Source organism: Candidatus Marsarchaeota archaeon (assembly GCA_023473665.1).
GTDB lineage: Archaea > Micrarchaeota > Micrarchaeia > Micrarchaeales > Micrarchaeaceae > JAMCYM01.
Genome location: JAMCYM010000001.1, coordinates 66,797 through 83,698 on the forward strand (window position 1 = coordinate 66,797; position 16,902 = coordinate 83,698).

General features: G+C 55.1%; 17 protein-coding genes and 1 pseudogene. 13 read left to right on the forward strand and 5 right to left on the reverse strand.

Translation table 11 applies throughout. From position 1 onward, the window contains the following. Positions 1 to 2: 2 nt before the first annotated feature. On the forward strand, positions 3 to 176 hold the full coding sequence (locus M1158_00400; protein MCL5099574.1) for a DNA-directed RNA polymerase subunit K: 174 nt from the start codon (positions 3 to 5) through the stop codon (positions 174 to 176). On the opposite strand, the gene M1158_00405 is transcribed toward M1158_00400, so the two are convergent. After that, the gene (locus M1158_00405) at positions 166 to 942 is read right to left on the reverse strand and encodes a metallophosphoesterase (GenBank protein ID MCL5099575.1); all 777 of its coding nucleotides are present in this window, start codon (positions 940 to 942) and stop codon (positions 166 to 168) included. The genes M1158_00400 and M1158_00405 overlap by 11 nt on opposite strands. A 70-nt stretch (positions 943 to 1,012) precedes the next feature. Between M1158_00405 and M1158_00410 the strand changes: the two genes are divergently transcribed. From M1158_00410 to M1158_00455, 10 genes and pseudogenes are all read left to right on the forward strand, one after another. Next, the gene (locus M1158_00410; GenBank protein MCL5099576.1) at positions 1,013 to 2,104 is read left to right on the forward strand and encodes a M50 family metallopeptidase; all 1,092 of its coding nucleotides are present in this window, start codon (positions 1,013 to 1,015) and stop codon (positions 2,102 to 2,104) included. Positions 2,105 to 2,135: 31 nt separating this feature from the next. After that, positions 2,136 to 5,549: an AAA family ATPase gene (locus M1158_00415; GenBank protein MCL5099577.1), complete on the forward strand. Its 3,414-nt coding sequence runs from the start codon at positions 2,136 to 2,138 to the stop codon at positions 5,547 to 5,549. A gap of 13 nt (positions 5,550 to 5,562) precedes the next feature. Continuing rightward, positions 5,563 to 6,576 (forward strand): hypothetical protein, encoded by a 1,014-nt coding sequence (locus tag M1158_00420; GenBank protein ID MCL5099578.1) that lies wholly within the window; start codon positions 5,563 to 5,565, stop codon positions 6,574 to 6,576. A 133-nt stretch (positions 6,577 to 6,709) separates the two neighbouring features. Beyond that, complete coding sequence (locus M1158_00425; protein ID MCL5099579.1) at positions 6,710 to 7,030, forward strand: 50S ribosomal protein L30e; 321 nt, start codon at positions 6,710 to 6,712, stop codon at positions 7,028 to 7,030. A 10-nt stretch (positions 7,031 to 7,040) separates the two neighbouring features. Beyond that, complete coding sequence (locus M1158_00430) at positions 7,041 to 7,469, forward strand: 30S ribosomal protein S12 (GenBank protein MCL5099580.1); 429 nt, start codon at positions 7,041 to 7,043, stop codon at positions 7,467 to 7,469. Positions 7,470 to 7,474: 5 nt separating this feature from the next. Further along, entirely contained in the window at positions 7,475 to 8,209 is a 735-nt protein-coding gene (gene rpsG / locus M1158_00435) for a 30S ribosomal protein S7 (GenBank protein MCL5099581.1), read from the forward strand. A gap of 9 nt (positions 8,210 to 8,218) precedes the next feature. Beyond that, complete coding sequence (locus M1158_00440) at positions 8,219 to 10,411, forward strand: elongation factor EF-2 (GenBank protein MCL5099582.1); 2,193 nt, start codon at positions 8,219 to 8,221, stop codon at positions 10,409 to 10,411. A gap of 165 nt (positions 10,412 to 10,576) precedes the next feature. Continuing rightward, a pseudogene (gene rpl7ae, locus M1158_00445) lies at positions 10,577 to 10,876 on the forward strand (50S ribosomal protein L7Ae). A gap of 248 nt (positions 10,877 to 11,124) precedes the next feature. Continuing rightward, positions 11,125 to 11,391 (forward strand): 30S ribosomal protein S28e, encoded by a 267-nt coding sequence (gene rps28e, locus M1158_00450; protein ID MCL5099583.1) that lies wholly within the window; start codon positions 11,125 to 11,127, stop codon positions 11,389 to 11,391. 7 nt (positions 11,392 to 11,398) lie between these two features. Continuing rightward, positions 11,399 to 11,614 (forward strand): 50S ribosomal protein L24e, encoded by a 216-nt coding sequence (locus M1158_00455; protein ID MCL5099584.1) that lies wholly within the window; start codon positions 11,399 to 11,401, stop codon positions 11,612 to 11,614. 224 nt (positions 11,615 to 11,838) lie between these two features. On the opposite strand, the gene M1158_00460 is transcribed toward M1158_00455, so the two are convergent. After that, on the reverse strand, positions 11,839 to 12,087 hold the full coding sequence (locus M1158_00460; protein MCL5099585.1) for an NUDIX hydrolase: 249 nt from the start codon (positions 12,085 to 12,087) through the stop codon (positions 11,839 to 11,841). Continuing rightward, a complete protein-coding gene (gene ftsZ, locus M1158_00465; GenBank protein MCL5099586.1) occupies positions 12,056 to 13,132 on the reverse strand; it encodes a cell division protein FtsZ in 1,077 nt (358 codons plus the stop codon). The genes M1158_00460 and ftsZ overlap by 32 nt, the downstream gene beginning before the upstream one ends. A gap of 98 nt (positions 13,133 to 13,230) precedes the next feature. On the opposite strand from ftsZ, the gene M1158_00470 reads away from it, so the two are divergent. After that, on the forward strand, positions 13,231 to 14,196 hold the full coding sequence (locus M1158_00470; protein MCL5099587.1) for a deoxyhypusine synthase: 966 nt from the start codon (positions 13,231 to 13,233) through the stop codon (positions 14,194 to 14,196). A 116-nt stretch (positions 14,197 to 14,312) separates the two neighbouring features. Next, entirely contained in the window at positions 14,313 to 14,774 is a 462-nt protein-coding gene (locus tag M1158_00475; GenBank protein ID MCL5099588.1) for a CYTH domain-containing protein, read from the forward strand. Between the two features lie 25 nt (positions 14,775 to 14,799). On the opposite strand, the gene M1158_00480 is transcribed toward M1158_00475, so the two are convergent. Together M1158_00480 and M1158_00485 are read right to left on the reverse strand one after the other, a co-directional pair. Next, positions 14,800 to 15,486: a hypothetical protein gene (locus M1158_00480; GenBank protein ID MCL5099589.1), complete on the reverse strand. Its 687-nt coding sequence runs from the start codon at positions 15,484 to 15,486 to the stop codon at positions 14,800 to 14,802. Between the two features lie 38 nt (positions 15,487 to 15,524). Beyond that, on the reverse strand, positions 15,525 to 16,781 hold the full coding sequence (locus tag M1158_00485) for an MBL fold metallo-hydrolase (protein ID MCL5099590.1): 1,257 nt from the start codon (positions 16,779 to 16,781) through the stop codon (positions 15,525 to 15,527). Positions 16,782 to 16,902 lie beyond the last annotated feature (121 nt).

Below are 16,902 nucleotides of genomic sequence, written 5' to 3' on the forward strand. Positions count from 1 at the left end.
TTATGGAAAATTATACAAAATTCGAGAAGGCTAGGGTGATAGGCGCCAGGGCGCTGCAGCTTGCCAATGGGGCGCCGCCATTGATAAAGGTTCCCGAGGACATAATCGAGCCTCTCGACCTAGCAGAGCTGGAATTCGAGAAGGGAGTAATACCAATAACAATAATCAGGGAATGAGGCTCTTAGCCTTGCGCAGCTCCTTCACCGTGCCCATATACTCGCCCCTCAGCGTGTACACATAAGCCCTGTCGTGCGAGAATATGCCGCTCCTCAGCAGCGGGTTAATGTTTTCACCCTTCGAGCCCAGCTCGTTCACAGGCATGCCGAGTATAAGGTCGTTGTACGCAGGCATGACTACGAGCCTCGATGGCTTGAACCGGCCGTATCTCTCTTTTGCTTTCGCTCGCGCAACTGGAGCTATGAGCCAGGCCTTCTCCCGGTAGAGTGCGCCGTTGCTGTCGCGCACTGTGACTGCTATGTGGTTGTGCGCTGTCACTATGTACCTGCATTCAACTGCCTTCTCGGACGGCCATGTATGTCCGTGAATAAGCGCAACATCGCCCAGTACGAGCTCCCTGAGGGGCTCTATGCCCGCAATCTCCCCCAAGTGTGCATCGTGGTTGCCTGCCACCACTTCCACGTCTAGCGCACCGAGCGCGCCGAAGAATGCTGCAATCGCCCTCCTTTCGGAAACGGGTGGATACAGCACGCTCTCCTTCACGTCGCCTAGCAGCACAACGCCCTTCGCAGAGAACTCATTGGCGGTGCCGATTATGTGCTTCGCCATCTCAGCGCTGGTGCCATATACATGTATGCCCTTGTCTGCGAGCCTCGCCTCTGCACCTATGTGGAGATCGCCCACTACAAGGACGTTCCTACCGTTGTCGTTAACCACGAGTGCGGGTTCGTTGTAGACAAACCTGATCGATTCAATGCTGCCCATAATGCCGCGCATAAATCGCAGTGCTGCTTATTTATATTTTGTTTGCCAAAACACGTTGCTTGGTGCGGATGTGGCATTTAACTTCTCGCCCACGATAGGCAGGGTTGCAGGCATAGGCGTGCAGCTGCACTGGTCGTTCATACTGCTGATGCTGTTCGCCCTCGTGCTTTCGTTCTACATATTCCTAGTGTTCCTGCTATTGTTCGTGTGCGTATTCCTGCATGAGCTTGCGCACTCGCTTACCGCGAAGCGCTACGGCATAGGCGTAAAGAAGATAGTGCTGTACCCCCTCGGCGGTGGCTCCATAATAGACCTTGACAATGTGCCGCCTTCGCTCGAGTTCAGGATATCGATAGCCGGGCCAGTATCGAGCTTCTTATTGGCCTTCCTGTTCGGCATGGCTGTCGTGCTGCTGCCAGGCGGTACAGTTAAGGTGTTCGTGCAGCTGCTGTTCATCCTCAACCTGCTGCTCGCCGTATTCAACATATTGCCATGGTTCCCGATGGACGGCGGACGCGTGCTGAGGAGCTACCTGCAGCGCAGGCACAGCTTCCTCGACTCAACGCGCACTGCAGTGAAGGCGAGCAACGTGCTCATCGTGCTGTTCATAGTAGGCACGCTCGTGTATGTTGGGCTGGAGCCCGGCTATCCATTCTTCTACAAGGAGTTCATAGTGCTGTGGGACGTCTTCATAGCAGTGTTCCTTTACGGCGGGGCCAAGGCCGAGCTTCAGGCCGCATACCTGAAGACCTACACGAGAGGGCTGACGGCCGTCTCGGCGATGACTAAAAACTACATAATGACGAAGGGTTCAACGACCCTAGCGCGCCTGTATGGTATGGTTCTTGACAAGCATACCCACATAGTGCTGTTCAGGAATGCGGGCAAGTATTACGTGGTATCGCGGCTGCCCTACAACTCCCTCGGCAAGATGGCAGGGGGCATGGCCAATCAGAGCATATCTGGGTTCAGCGCCGAGCTACCCACGCTTGATGCTAAGGCGAGCCTCTACTCCGCGCTGGAGAGGATGCAGGAGGCCAACACCGGCGTGGCGGGCGTGCTCAGCCATGGCATGCTGGTAGGAATACTGCAGAGGCAGCACGTCGAATCTGTCATAGCGCTCCATGTCTCCCGTGCAGAGGGAAGGACTAAAAATGCTTAGACGGCATATCTAAGCGGCGACTGGTGGATTTATGCTCTATCTTGACAGGCTTACCCTGCATAACTTCAAGTCGTTTCGGCATGCGAACGTGAGCTTCAGTAATGGCTTCAACTGCATAGTGGGCCCTAACGGTTCTGGCAAATCCAACCTCTGCGACTCGCTGCTGTTTGCCCTTGGCGAGTCATCCCTAAGGCGCATGCGGGTCACTGCGACGGCCAACCTGATAAACGGCACGGTCAAGCCTGATCCCGAAACGCATCTCAAGCGCAGCTACGTGACGGTCATGTTCTCTGACGGCTCTGACAAGCACATAGAGGTTTCGAGGATAGTGCGCTCCAACAGCAAGATATCCTACAGGCTCGACGGCAAGAGGGTGCACAGGCAGGACATAATGGATGTGCTAGACGCCAACAACTGCAATATAAACGAGACCAACACGATAACGCAAGGAGAGATAACCCGCATACTCAACTACAATGCCAAGGAGCGGCGCGGGCTTCTTGACGTGGCAGCAGGCATAAAGGAGTTCGACGACAAGAAGGAGAGCTCCCTTAAGGAGCTAGGGAAGGTCGAGGACAAGATATCCAACGCCAAGGTGATGCTCGGCGAGCGCGAGGGCTTCCTGAATGAGCTCAAGAAAGAGAAGGACGATGCCGAGCGATACATCGCGCTTACCGACTCTGTCAAGCGCATGAACTATTCGCTGCTCAAGAAGCGCGAGTTGCAGCTTGCAAAGGAATACGGCGAAGCCGCAGACAAGCTCTCAAGGTTCGGCGAGACGCGCACGGGGATAGAGCGCAGGATATCCAGCCTGGGCGAAGAGGCGAACAAGTTGGGTGCCGAGCGCTCCGACAAGTCGCAGAAGCTCAGCGAGCGCTCGTTGGAGACGAGCTCGGCCGGCAAGAAGCTAGAGGAGATAAATGCGTCGGCAGCCACGGTTGCCGCCCAGTCGGACAGCCTGTCGAAGGAGCTCTCGGCAGGAAAAGAGCGCATAGAACTGCAGAAGTCCGAACGCAAGAGGATAAAGTCGCAGATCGGCGCCAACGAGGCCGAACTGCAGGCAGTCAAGGCGCAGATCGACGAACGCTCCTCCACATTGAAGTCGCTAGGCGTAGGCCCCGAAGAGGCCGAGGAGGCGCTCGCCGCATATGAGGAGCATCAGAAGCGCGTTGATTCTGCGACAGAGGAAGAGGAGGCGCTGCAGCGCAGGCTGGCCAGTGCCAATGCGAGGTCGCAGCAATTGGAATCCGAATCGAAAGGCATAGGCTCGCAGATCGCCTCGCTTTCCGAAGAACTATCTGCCAGCGAAAAGAGGGCGCAGGACGCCAAGGCATCGAGCGCTTCTGTGGCGAAGAGGATAAGCGACGCTAAGGAAAGCATATCCGCCATCATGGCAGAGGAAGAGAAGCTGCAGAAGGAGCGGGCGCGCTTGGACGAGCAAGTTATAAACGTGCGCGAGTCGCTCGCGTTGTACGGGGGTAGCCAGGACAGGGCCGCAGCAGCGCTCTCCAGTTCAATAAAGCAGGGATTCTACGGAAGGGCGTACGAGCTCTGCTCATTCGACGACAAATATTCTAATGCAGTCTCTGCTGCCGCCGGCAGCAGGCTAAACTACTTCATAGTCGACTCGATAGACGTTGCCAAGCGATGCATAGAGACGATAAAACAGAAAGGCCTCGGCCGTTCCACGTTCATACCCCTCAGGGAGCTCTCTGTTAAGCTGACAGAGCGCGCGTCCGGGCAGGAGCCCCTGATAAACTTTGTCAAGTTCGACAAGAAGTTCGCGCAGGCCTTTGAGTACGTATTCTCCAACACATTCCTTGTCCCGAGCGTCGATGCTGCACAGAAGATAGGCGTTGGCAAGCACAGGTTCGTCACGCTTGACGGAGAGCTGATAGAGCAGTCAGGCGCGATAACAGGCGGCCAGATAAAGGCGATGCAGTTCCCTGGCAAGCTCCAGGCGGAGCTGAAGAGCCTCGAGGAGGAGAGGGCCGGGCTCGCCAAGAGCCTGTTAGATATATCTGCGCGCGTGGATTCGGCAAAGAAGGCGCTCTCGGCGCTTGAGATAGAATCAATGAACTATGGCATCGAGCTGAAGCATGCCGGCGAGGCAAGCGAAACGGCACTCACAGCTCTGAAGGAACTGAACGCCAGGGGTTCATCTCTATCTTCGCAGATGCTGGCCGCGCAGAAGGAGCTCAACAGCCTTGAGAGCGCAATCCGCGACGCCGCAAAGAGGAAGTCGGCCGCGAGAGCGGCCCGCGACGCCCTGCATTCAGCACTGGCATCTTCGCAAAAGGGCACCGAGGCGCAGGACGGCGCTTCGAAGGCTATGTCAAGCGGGATAAGGAAGGAGATAGAACAGCTGATGATGCGCCAAGCGTCGCTTGCCAAGGAGAATGAGATGCTGGCGGCGCGCGACTCAGAGCTTGAGGCGGAGCTCGTCAAGCTCTCTCGGGACGCAGACCAGGCGAAGGATTCCATCGCTTCGCTGAAGGAGCGGCAGAAGGGGCTCCTGGCTCAGAAGGGAGAGCTGGAGAAGAAGCTGAAGAGCCACGACGAGCTTTCCTCATCGCTCTACAAGGAGCTGTCTGAACTGGACAAGCGTATATCAGAGCTCGGATTTGAGCGTGGCGAGCGCCAGGCAGAGCTCGACAAGCTGAATAGAGAGCTCATGCTCGCGGAATCGGCAAAGATGCAGCTCGAGACAAGGCTCGGCGACATAAAGGCGGAGCTCGCAACGTATCCCGCCTACGAGGAGATGCCCGACAGCCCAGAGTCGCTGGAGAAGAGACTCGTCATAGCAAAGAGCGACATAGAGCGCCTCGGCAATGTCAACCTCAAGGCGCCGGAGATGTACGAGGTGAGGAAGCGCGATGTGGACGAAGCAGAAGCGAAGCTGCAGGTCCTCGACAACGAGCGCAACTCTGTGCTCTCCATGATAAACGAGATAGAGTCCAAGAAGCTTGCAGTGTTCATGGAGACTTTCAGATCTGTGAACGAGAACTTCAGGCAGCTGTACAGCTACATATTCGACGGCGAGGCGTCGCTTGTGCTAGAGAACCCTAAGGAGCCGTTCGAATCGGGGCTCAAGATAAGCATGCAGGATAAGTTCAAGAAAACAACAGAGCAGCTTTCTGGGGGAGAGAAGTCGCTGCTAATACTCATACTGATATTTGCGATACAGATGCGCAACCCGATGTCATTCTACATATTCGACGAGATAGATGCTGCGCTGGACAAAGAGAACTCGAAGAAGCTCTCCATGCTGATAAAGCAGATGAGCTCTAGGTCGCAGTTCGTTGTCGTGAGCCACAACGACTCGCTGATAAGCGCAGCCGAAACGGCGATGGGCGTGGCCCTGCAGAACGGCGAGTCGAAGGTCATAGGAATACAGCTCGTCGGGCCAGGCACTCCCGAGAGTGCGGAGAAGAAGAAAGCATAGGCAGGTGTTTATTATGCAGGGAAAGAGAGCCAACCACAATGCCAATGTGCAGCGCAGGCATGATATAATCACATGGCCACTATATGTGCTGCTCGTTCTGATGCTCGCTCTTTACATATTGTTCCAGCGCGTCGCCTACATCTCGCTCGTTGCAGGCATACTGGTCGTAGTGCTGATAGTAGCGCTGCTCGTCATAGAGATAGCCAATGCATCGATGCAGAAGAAGGGAAGGGTGCGGAACATTGCCGAGATAGTGCTGGGCATAGCCATAGTGGTCGCGCTGTGGTTCGGGCTTCAGGCGGTGCTGGCCACGAGCCATCCGCTCGACGTGGTGCCGAGCTGCAGTATGCTGCCTTACCTGCAGAGGGGCGATATGATCCTGCTCCAGGGGGTGCATAACATATCTCAGATAAAGGCGCCTGTCGTCGATGTAACCCAGGAGCAGGTTGCCGCGCTCGAGCAGAACCTCAACAGGGAGTCGCTGGAGTGCGTAGCATACCTCAGCACCCCTGCAGGCACGTACGTCTCGCAGTTCGTGCGGCAGGGTTACAGCGTTGGCCTGCTCTACAGCTCATCTTCAGGAAGCGAGATAGTGCCCGGCAGCTTCCAAGACGGGAATCTCGTGCGCTACACCTGCGGCACCACAAGCGTGCTATTCACGAACGGCACCATAATGCAGGAAGCGTATACAAAGTCGATAACGATCGGAAACACAACTATAACCGGAGACGCCAACAACACCGTGCTGGTATACGGAACCGTGCCTGGCGACCTGTTCTACAGCTATGGCGACGCCTACATAGTGCACAGGGTATACGCGGTGCTCCGCACAAGCAGCAACTACTACGTGCTTACGAAGGGCGACAACAATCCTGGCCTAGACTTGCAGTACGGCAATTACCCTGCTAATTCCTCGGAAGTGCAGGGCAAGGTCATCGCCTCAATTCCTTATCTCGGGTACCTCAAGCTCGCGATAAGCGGCAGCTTCACAGAGCCAACGGGCTGCAACTACACGACGCAGGGCTGATGCCTGCTTTCATACGCCGACGAAACCAGCCAACGCAACAATTTATATATGTGTTTCTACTAAAATACCTCTGCAATAAAGCCGACTTAGCGTCTGTTCTCTGGCCTAATGCTCGGATTTTACGGTGCCCTAAATGGCAGACTTGGCAAGCGACATACGGCTCGCAGTCGACAGCGGAGTCACAGCCATGGGCGTCAACAAGGTCATAGACTCGATAAAGGACAATAGCGCCAAGCTCATAGTCCTGGCAGAGAAGAACAAGCCCCAGACAGCAAACGACATATCGCACCTGGCCAAAGTGGCAGGCATAAGCGTGATTGTATTTCCGGGCAACTCAATGGAACTCGGGGCGGTGTGCGGCAAACCCTACAGCGTCTCCGTGCTGTCCATATCAGAGCAGGGCAACTCGAAGATACTCGAGGAAAATTACGTTCAACATACAGCAAAGCAATGATGGTGATATTTTGCCTAACGGTGAATTCGCAGCAAGGAAGCTCCTGAGGGAGCGGAGGCACCAGCGCCTCCTGAAGAAGTGGCTAAAGCGGAGGAGGCTCAAGCTGAAGCAGAAGTACGATCCTATGGGCACAGTGCCAAGGGCGACCGGCCTTGTGCTGCAGAAGTTTGCTGTCGAGCAGAAGCAGCCGCACTCCGGGCAGATAAAGTGCGTGCGCGTGCAGCTCATCAAGAACGGGAAGGTCGTTGGGGCTTTCGTGCCTGGCGACGGCACCATAAACTACATAGACGAGCACGACGAGGTCACGATAGAGGGCCTTGGAGGCTCTCAGAGAGGCCAGATGGGATGCATACCTGGCATGAAGTACAAGGTAGTCGAGATTAACGGCGCCAATGCGGTGCAGATAGTGAAGGGCAAGCAGGAGAAGCCGAAGAGATGACGATCATGGAGAAGGAAGCTCAGGAGGCAATCGCTGGTGCGCAACCAAGCAATGCACTTACCGGCAGCGTTGCCGCGCCGAAAAAGCGCCGTCCGCAGGCCAAGACAGCGCCCCTGCCAGAGCACCGCGACGGCATGGACCTTTCGCTGCTTTTCGAAAAGTACAGCTACGACGTTGCCGTATCAGACCAGAGTATAAAAAGTTACGTAAGCCTGAGGCCTGCGGCCTATCCTGCGAGCTACAGGCGCACGAGCGACAAGAAGTTCTCGAAGGCCAACATAAACATAATTGAGAGGCTGGAGAATGCACTGATGCGCGGAGGCACCGGCAAGAAGATAGGCGGGCACGTCATACGCACAAAGGGCAGGCTTCAGGGCAAGAAGCTCAAGGTCATGCACATAATAGAGAAGGCGTTCGACGCAGTGCATGCGCAGACAGGCAGCAATCCCGTTCAGGTGTTCATCAATGCGCTCGAGAACAGCGCACCAATAGAAGACACCACCCGGATAAGGCAGGGCGGCACAATATCGAACATACCTGTAGACATAAGCGCGAGCCGCAGGCTCGACACGGCGCTCAGGAACATAGCCACTGCAGCAATAATCGGCGCTTTCTCCAACAAGCGCAGCATCTCTCAGGCATTGGCCAACGAGCTTATCCTAGCATCGAAGAATGACGTTAACAGCTATGCGATCAAGCGCAAGAACGAGATAGAGCGCATGGCAAGGAGCGCAAAGTGAGGTGCTCTCATGGTAAGAAAGGAATACGTTGTAGAGGAAATCGCTAAGATAATGCACGCCATAGAGCGTATAAGGAACGTTGCGATAATAGCCCATGTCCACCACGGCAAGACCACCCTTACCGATTCATTGTTGGCGCGCGCGGGTCTCATATCCAAGACGGTTGCAGGAGAGGCCCTGTACACAAACTACGAGGCCATAGAGAAGGACAGGCGCATGACCATCAAGTCCGCCAACATATCCCTCGGCTTTGACTACAAGGGCATGGACTACATAATCAACCTGATAGACACGCCAGGCCACGTCGACTTCGGTGGTCACGTCACCAGATCCATGCGCGCTGTTGACGGCGTAGTGCTTGTCGTCGATCCTGTCGAGGGTGTGATGCCCCAGACCGAGACGGTGCTGAGGCAGGCCCTCAAGGAGAAGGCGAAGCCCGTGCTGTTCATAAACAAGGTCGACAGGCTGCTCAACGAGCTCAGGCTCACGCAGGAGCAGACATTCGAGCGCCTGCTGAAGCTCATAGACGACATAAACAAAATGATAGACCGTTACGCCCCGGAGGAGTTCGTGAAGGACTGGAAGGTCAGCGTTGAGAACGGTAGCGTAGCGATGGGCTCGGCGTACAAGAAATGGGCCATATCAAAGCCGATAATGGACAAGTACAAGACCACGTTCAAGGACATATTTGCGCTCACTGCCGCGCAGGACGAGAAGAAGCTGCAGGAAGTCGCCCCGATAGACGAGGCTGTGCTCACAATGATAATAGACCACCTGCCAAGCCCGCAGGTGGCGCAGAAGTATCGCATACCCCAGATATGGCATGGCGATCTCAACAGCCCTGACGGCCAGGCGATGCTCAACACCGATGCATCTGCCGGAACAAACGTCGTTGTGTTCAACATAGTTTATGATCCACACAGCGGCGACGTGCCGGTAGGACGCATATTCTCAGGCGTGGCAAAGAAGGGCATAGAGCTGCACGTGTCAGGCAACCCTGGGACGCAAAGGCTCCAGCAGGTCGGCATATACATGGCGGCGGAGCGCGTTCCGGTGGAGCAGATACCCGCTGGCAACATAGTAGCGCTCATAGGCCTCAAGGACGTCAACATAGGCGACACGATAAGCACCAACATCATAGAGCCGTTCGAGCAGATAACGCACTACTCTAAGCCCGTTGTGACGAAGGCGGTGGAAGCCAAAGACACGCGCGACACCACGAAGCTCATAGAGGCGCTGCGCGAGCTCTCCAAGGAAGACCCAACGATAGTGACCGAGATAAATCAGGAAACCGGAGAGCATCTGGTCAGCGGCATGGGAGAGCTGCACCTCGAGATAATAGAGACGAAGCTCAGGGACGATTTCAAGATTCCGGTCATAACGAGCCCGCCGATCGTGATATACAGGGAAACGATAAACTCCAAAGCAGGCCCGATAGAGGGCAAGACCCCGAACAGGCACTCCAGGTTCTATGTTACTGTCGAGCCGCTGTCAGAAGGCGTACAGAAGGCGATAGACGAGGGCTCCATACGCGAGGGCAAGCCCAAAGGCCAAAACGCCATAGAGGCGATGGTCACAGCAGGGCTGGACAGGCAGATAGCCAAGAACGTTGAGGAGATATCCAACAAGTGCATGCTCGCAGACACGACGCACGGCGTCCAGTATATGAACGAGGTCATGGAGCTCTTGATAGACGGCTTCGACGAGGCCGTCAAGGACGGCCCGTTGGCAAGGGAGAAATGCTCAGGCGTGCTGGTCAGCGTGGTAGACGCAACCATACACGAGGATCCCGTGCACAGGGGGCCTGCGCAGATAATACCTGCTATAAGGAACGCGATATATGCAGGCATGCTCACGGCCGGCGTGACCCTCCTGGAGCCCAAACAGGACTTCACGATAAACATACCACAGGAGTACATTTCCAATGTTATAACGTTCATCCAGAGCAAGCGCGGCCAGGTTGCAAGCATAACGCAGGACCGCGAGCAGGTCTCGATAACTGCGAAGATGCCTGTTGCAGAGACGCTGAAGGGTTTCTCGAACGACCTCCGCGGCCTGACGCAAGGCAGGGCCATATGGTACACGGCATTCGCTGGCTACGAACGCCTGCCCACGGACCTGCAGAACAAGATAGTCCGCGAGATACGCGAACGCAAGGGGCAGAGCCCTGAGCCGCCAACGCCAGCGCAGTTCATGGACTAACGGTTTGCTCATAACGTAGCTCATAAAGTCATTTTATGAGCAGAATTGATTTCTTGAACAAAGCTATGGACTAGCGAACGTTTAAATAGCTTAACTGGGAATTATCACAGGTTTCTCCTTACAGGGAATGAAAATACCGATGAGGCTAAAACCAAGGTGTTTCCGATGGCAAAATCCTACGTGAAATTCGAAGTATCTAAAGAAGTCGCAGACAAGACGTACGAGGCCCTCCAGCTAGCCAAGCAAGGCGGCAAGATAAGGAAGGGTGTGAATGAAGCCACGAAGAGCGTGGAGCGCGGGCTCGCCAGCTTCGTTGTGCTGGCCGAGGACGTGGAGCCCGAGGAGGTAATAATGCACCTGCCTATGCTCTGCGAGCAGAAGAAGATACCCTTCTCGTACGTTCCAAGCAAGCTCGAGCTCGGCAAGGCGATAGGCCTGGGCGTGCAGTGCGCGGCAGTTGCCATAGAGAGCCAGGGTGGAGGCGCGTCCGCCATAAAGGACGTCATAGCGAGAGTCACAGGCACCTCGCAGAAGGCGCAATCTCAGGCGCCTCAGACGCCGGCAGCGCAGCCGAAGCCAAAGGAGGCCAAGCCCCATGCAAAGAAGCAGGAGCAGAAACCCGGTGAGCGTGCCGAGGCGCAGCAGCCTGCGCCAGCGCAGGCTGAGCCGTCGCAGCAGGCCAAGCAATAATAGACATCAATTCGTGATGAATCATGGCTGCAGAGTCACCTCAAAGTCCGGCTACGCCGCAGAAGCCAGCAGCGCAGCAACTGGCCGGCTTTCTGGCGGAGATAGTCGACGTGAACAAGAAGGTAAAGACCGGAATGTACGGCGAGGTGTACTCAGTTGCATGCAGGATCCTGGAGGGCGGCGATACAGGCCGCATAATAAGGCGCAATCTTATAGGTCCGGTCAAGAAGGGCGACGTAGTGAGGCTGCCAGACACCAGCAGGGAGGCCAGGGAAATAAAGGTAAAGTAGTGATTGCGTGAAGTGCTCTTATTGCGGAAGCGATCTGCCGAGAGACGGGGGCATGATGTACGTATTCCGCACAGGCAAGATAAACTACTACTGCTCAAGCAGATGCTACAAGTACGACATAATATTGCACAGGAAGCTGAAGAAGGAGGTAAAGGCAACGGCGCAAGTGAAGAGGGAGAAGCCCGCAGAAGCGAGCACGGCCGCCCCGAAGCCGAAAGCTTGAGCTTTCATCCATTCATTTTCTTGTACCTTATGAATTCTTTCAACACCTTGCCATAGCTCTCGCCAATGTCCATCTTCAGCGCATCGGACGGCTTTACCCATCTGTAGGCGTCCAGCGCTTCATGCAGCCTCAATTTCCCCCCCGTCACCTTGCAATAAACGTCAAAATAAATGAAATGTGCTGGCCGGTGGAAGTCCTTTGAGTTTATCAGCTCGCCCACGTCACTATGGCAACTGGTTTGAGATCCATTTCTGTTCCTCCTTTCCCTCCCTTGCCATTGCATCCATTATGGTTTCGCCGGGCTCTATGTGCCCGCCCGGCATGACCCATTTGTTTTTCCACTTTGCGTCCCTAACAAGCAGTATCTCTCTATGTTCGTTCTCGATTATTGCGCTTCCCGTTGCTTCTACACCATGAGGGAACATGGACGGGTCGAAAGGATCACGCTTCCCGGTTCTTCTCGAAGACCTCATCTAGATCAAGCTCCTTCAGCTCGGTTACCTTCCTCTGTATGCCTGCTTCTGTGTATTCGGGGAACTCCACGCCGCTCACTACTATCATGACACGCAGCACGTCCTTCTGCATGTCTGGATCTATGCGCGCACCCCACTTGAGCATCGCATCAGGACTTATGCGCCCGGCCACGTCCTGGAATACGGATTCTGCCTCTCTGAGCGTTAGGCTCTCGCCTCCTATTATGTTGATGAGCGCCTTCTTCGCATTGCCGAAATCGGCATCGAGCATCGGGCTCTTTATTGCGTTGTCGAGCGCTATCAGCGCGCGCTTGCCATCGTTCGCTGTTGCAGCGCCCTCTCCGGTGCCTATTACTGCATAGCCCGAATCGCGCAGCACAGCGCGCAGGTCAGCGAAGTCTATGTTGACCATGCCCGGCTTCGTCACCATCTCAACTATGCCCTTCGTAGCGCTCGCCAATACCTCGTCAGATACCCTGAATGCCATGTTGAGCGGCAAGTCAGGCGCTACCGAAAGCAGCTTATCGTTGTGTATTATTATCACAGTATCAGCAACCTTCCTCAGCTTGCCGAGGCCCTCGAGTGCGTTCTTCATGCGCGTCTTGCCTTCGCTGGAGAACGGCAGCGTCACTATTGCCACTGTCAGCGCGCCGGCCTCCTTTGCCTCGTGCGCTATCGTTGAAACGGATCCGGTTCCGGTTCCACCGCCTAGCCCACACGTCACGAAAACAAGGTTCGCATCGCCCAGCATGTGCCTTATCTCCTCCTTGCTCTCCAAGGCTGCTTCTTCGCCGACCTTGATGTCGCTGCCTGCCCCAAGGCCCTTCGTGACCTTTTTGCCGAGAAGCAGCTTGCGCTCAGCGCTCGTCTTTATGAGGTGCGGCGCATCTGTGTTCATTGCAATCAATGTTGCTCCGTCAAGGCCTAGCGAGGCCAGCCTCGTGACCGTGTTGCTTCCGCTCCCTCCGGTTCCAACCACATATATCTTCGGTTTCGCGCTCTCTATGAATCTAAGGATGTCCTCATCGTCAACGCTAGCTGCCATAAGATTACCTGCCTGTTCGCCTGTTTTTCTTTTCAAGTAAAAATATAAAAGGTTAGACTCTCTATGAGCAATCGCGTGTTTTCCATCAAGGTGCTGGAATGGCAAAATCTAACGGTGATTTAGGGAAGAAGGCCCTCCTGGCGGAGGGCGTGAAGGACATACGGCTCAAGAAGGGCATGCGGGTGTCGGAGCTCATCGCTGCAATGGAGAAAATGGGAGGCTTCTCTGGCCAGCACATGATCGACGGCATACACATACTTGATGCGATGCTGAAAGATAAAGACTCGTACAACTTCCTTTCGTTCCCGGCCGACATAGTCTCAACAGGCCTCAGGGGCGTGCTTGCCGGCATGGTGAAACATTTCGACGCCATAATCACGACTTGCGGCACACTCGATCATGACATAGCCAGGGCGTTCGGGGGTAAGTACAGCGTAGGAACATTCAATGTCGACGACACGAAGCTGCACTCAATGGGGATATACAGGCTTGGAAATGTATTCATAGAGAACAAGGAATACGGCAAGATGCTAGAGGACTCGTTCAGGAAGGTAATGGACGACATATATGCGTCAAAGGACTATAAGGGCGAGTACAGCCCCAGCGAGCTGATAAACGAGTTCGGGAAGCGCATCACGGATGAGCACTCTATACTGCGCCAGGCCTACCTGCACAATGTCAAGATCTTCAATCCTGGCATAGTGGATGGCGCTTTCGGCACCCAGCTCGCGATTTTTGCGCAGGACCACGACTTCAAGCTGAATGTGATAAAGGACGAGCTGGAGCTGAGCAACATATCGTTCGACAACAAGGTTACTGGCGCGCTGATGATGGGAGGCGGCATAAGCAAGCACCATGTCATATGGTGGAACCAGTTCAAGGGCGGCCTCGACTATGCTGTCTACATAACCACTGCAACACAGTACGACGGCTCGCTATCGGGAGCCAGGCTGACAGAGGCCGTGTCGTGGGGCAAGATAAAGGAGAAGGCCAAGTATACCACGATAGACGGCGACGCCACTATAATACTGCCATTCATGGCTGCCGCACTTGACATCGTCTGAAGTGATGCAATGGCTGACGACACGAGATAACCATCCTCAATGTAGAACGGAGCCAGGTCCTCAGCAGGCTGAAGGAGCTGGGTGCCAGGCATGTCGGCAACCACGTGTTCCGGCGCATGGAATTCGCCTTGGACGGCAGGCTGGGCTCCGCCCATTCATGGGTGCGGGTAAGGACCGACGGAAATGAAACAACGCTCACGTTCAAGCAGATGCGCAAGAATGGCGGCTTCGAGCCGATGATAGAACACGAGGTCAAGACAGCAGACTTCGCCGAGACTGTTAAGATAATGGGCAGGCTTGCTAAACGGGAATGCATATACTTTGAGAACAGCCGCGAGGCATACGAGCTTGACGGCGCGTACATCACCTTAGACAAGTGGCCGAAGATCCCTCTTTACGTGGAGATTGAGGCACCCTCAAATGCGCAGCTGAAGCGCATCTACAAAAAGCTCGGTATAAAAGGGGAGTTCGTCGGCAATGTCGCAATCCATGGTGTCTATAAGCGCTACGGCCTGGATTTCCTGGACGTAATGCGGGGCAATTCAACCAAGCTGGAAAGGCTGCTGAAAGACGACTGATACTTCACAGGTTGTGCTGAGCTGCTCATTCCACGGTGGTTCCCCTGTGCTGCCTGCCGCGCAGCGCCGCCTCGAAGTCCTTAATGTCTGGCCCGACGAACAGCACCTTCACCTTCGATCTTGCGGCGAGCAGCGATGCAACGACATCGAAAACAAAGTCGCTCTTTACCTCACGCCTGTCGAACTTCTCGGCCAAGCGCACCATTTCGTCGTGGCTGAGCCTCTTTAGCGCAATGGCCCCGCGCTCCTTCGGGTTCCTATCATACACGTAGGCCGTCATGCCAATGTTGATAAGCGTCTTGGCGCCAGCTGCCTCAGCCCCGAGCATTGCGTCTGCATCGGTCGTCACGCCCTCCACGAAACCCCCGAAGACCGTTATCCTGTGGCGTGCATGCAGGGCCTTGAATTCGTCGAGCGTTGCCGGTACCAGCGGCGCAACATCCATCCCTTGCTCGAGCATGACGTTCTTCAGCGCGGTTGCGTTCGTCCTCGTCATCGCTATGCCTATTTCGTCAAGCAGCAATTTGTTTTTTATTTCTCCGCTGACAGCATTGATTGCTGTTCTTGCCGCGTGGCCGCCGCCTACGGCTATTGCGAATTTTGTGCCGCGCTCTCTCTTTATGATTTCGCAGAAGCGCTTCACGTAGCTTATGTTGAAACCGCCCTCTGGATGTATTATGCTCCCTCCGAGCGAAATCGCTATTATCCTCATCGATAAGGCAATGCAACTCAGGTTATTAGCGTTTTGCGTTAGCCTGCAAGCTCTATGCTGTCACCCACCTTTGGTGCGTAGGCATCGAAGCCTTCGCCCTTCAGCTCCTCCGCGAATGCCTCGGTGTTTGCAGGATCGCCATGCACGCATATGACAGTGTTAGGTGCGCATTCCCTGACGTACTTGTAGAGGTCGGACTTGCCTGCATGCGCAGAGAAGTCGTACACGCTTACTGGTATGCCTATCTTGCGCCTCTCCCCGTCTACGTCTATCCTGCCGGTGTTGACCAGGTTCCTGCCGTTCGTGCCATCGACCTGATAGCCTGTGATGAAGATGCGCGAGTTTCTGTTGAGCTTGGTTATGTATTCAAGTGCAGGTCCGCCGTTGAGCATGCCAGCTGGCGTGAGTATTACGGCGGGGCCGTCGAGTATGCCCTTCCTGTCGCCTGGGCCGTCTATGAATGTGGAGCTATTGACAGCTTCGCCGAGCAGCTTCGCGTTGTTTATGTAGGTGCTGTGCGCCATGACTATGCGCGTGGCCTCGCGGGCCATTCCATCCACGTACGTACGTTCAGCAAGGCCGCCCTGCTGCAGGATCGCCAGCAATTCCTGCGCCCTGCCGACCGCGAAGCTTGGCACAAGTGCGGTACCTCTATTGTCGAGCGTTTCCTTAATACCCTCGATAAAGCCTTTAATGAGCTTCTGCCTGTCTGGATGCTCCCTTGTGGCATATGTAGACTCTATGATGAGCGTGTCGCCTTTCACGATCTTGGCTCCTGTGTGCAGCAGCTGCGGTTGCAGTTTGAAGTCGCCAGTGTATACTATGCGCCTGTTGTCCCTGCCCTTCATGCGCTCCACAAGCGTCACCGCGCTGCCACTTATGTGTCCCGCATCGCTGAGCGTTATGTCGTAGTTCCCGAAGCTCGCGCGGCTGCCGTAGTCAATCGCGACATACCTGCTGTTGAATGTGCCGAGCTGCTTCTTGTGGTAGTTCAGCCTGGTGTGGTTCCTGTGCGAGAGCTTAAGCGAATCCTCGAGCAGAAGCCCAGCGAGCCTCAGCGTCGGCCGCGTGCCGAACGTTGGTATGGAAGCCTCGTTGTATAGTGCCGGCATGCACCCGCTGTGGTCGAGATGGGCATGCGATACTACCGCAAGATCGACCTTGGGGCTGCCTATTGGGAACTCAGTTTCATGGTCTATCTTCAGTCCGTAGTCGAGCATTATATTGCGCTCGTCCTCTATCAGTATGGCGGAGCGCCCAACCTCATGTGCGCCTCCAAAAAATCGTATTTTCATCATAATCAATCGGATTCTTGGCCTTGCGGCTCTGTCGCTTGCATCTCACACTCGTTTTTCCACTTACCTATAAAAACATTGGTATTCAATAATCTATGCCGCACTGCTGACCGGCGAGCAG

Bases quoted from the DNA above. Each gene is read 5' to 3' on its own strand.
- M1158_00400 (MCL5099574.1), top strand. From the start codon at position 3: ATGGAAAATTATACAAAATTCGAGAAGGCTAGGGTGATAGGCGCCAGG.
- M1158_00405 (MCL5099575.1), bottom strand. From the start codon at position 942: ATGGGCAGCATTGAATCGATCAGGTTTGTCTACAACGAACCCGCACTC.
- M1158_00415 (MCL5099577.1), top strand. From the start codon at position 2,136: ATGCTCTATCTTGACAGGCTTACCCTGCATAACTTCAAGTCGTTTCGG.
- M1158_00420 (MCL5099578.1), top strand. From the start codon at position 5,563: ATGCAGGGAAAGAGAGCCAACCACAATGCCAATGTGCAGCGCAGGCAT.
- M1158_00425 (MCL5099579.1), top strand. From the start codon at position 6,710: ATGGCAGACTTGGCAAGCGACATACGGCTCGCAGTCGACAGCGGAGTC.
- rpsG (MCL5099581.1), top strand. From the start codon at position 7,475: ATGGAGAAGGAAGCTCAGGAGGCAATCGCTGGTGCGCAACCAAGCAAT.
- M1158_00440 (MCL5099582.1), top strand. From the start codon at position 8,219: ATGGTAAGAAAGGAATACGTTGTAGAGGAAATCGCTAAGATAATGCAC.
- rps28e (MCL5099583.1), top strand. From the start codon at position 11,125: ATGGCTGCAGAGTCACCTCAAAGTCCGGCTACGCCGCAGAAGCCAGCA.
- M1158_00460 (MCL5099585.1), bottom strand. From the start codon at position 12,087: ATGAGGTCTTCGAGAAGAACCGGGAAGCGTGATCCTTTCGACCCGTCC.
- ftsZ (MCL5099586.1), bottom strand. From the start codon at position 13,132: ATGGCAGCTAGCGTTGACGATGAGGACATCCTTAGATTCATAGAGAGC.
- M1158_00470 (MCL5099587.1), top strand. From the start codon at position 13,231: ATGGCAAAATCTAACGGTGATTTAGGGAAGAAGGCCCTCCTGGCGGAG.
- M1158_00475 (MCL5099588.1), top strand. From the start codon at position 14,313: ATGGAATTCGCCTTGGACGGCAGGCTGGGCTCCGCCCATTCATGGGTG.
- M1158_00480 (MCL5099589.1), bottom strand. From the start codon at position 15,486: ATGAGGATAATAGCGATTTCGCTCGGAGGGAGCATAATACATCCAGAG.
- M1158_00485 (MCL5099590.1), bottom strand. From the start codon at position 16,781: ATGAAAATACGATTTTTTGGAGGCGCACATGAGGTTGGGCGCTCCGCC.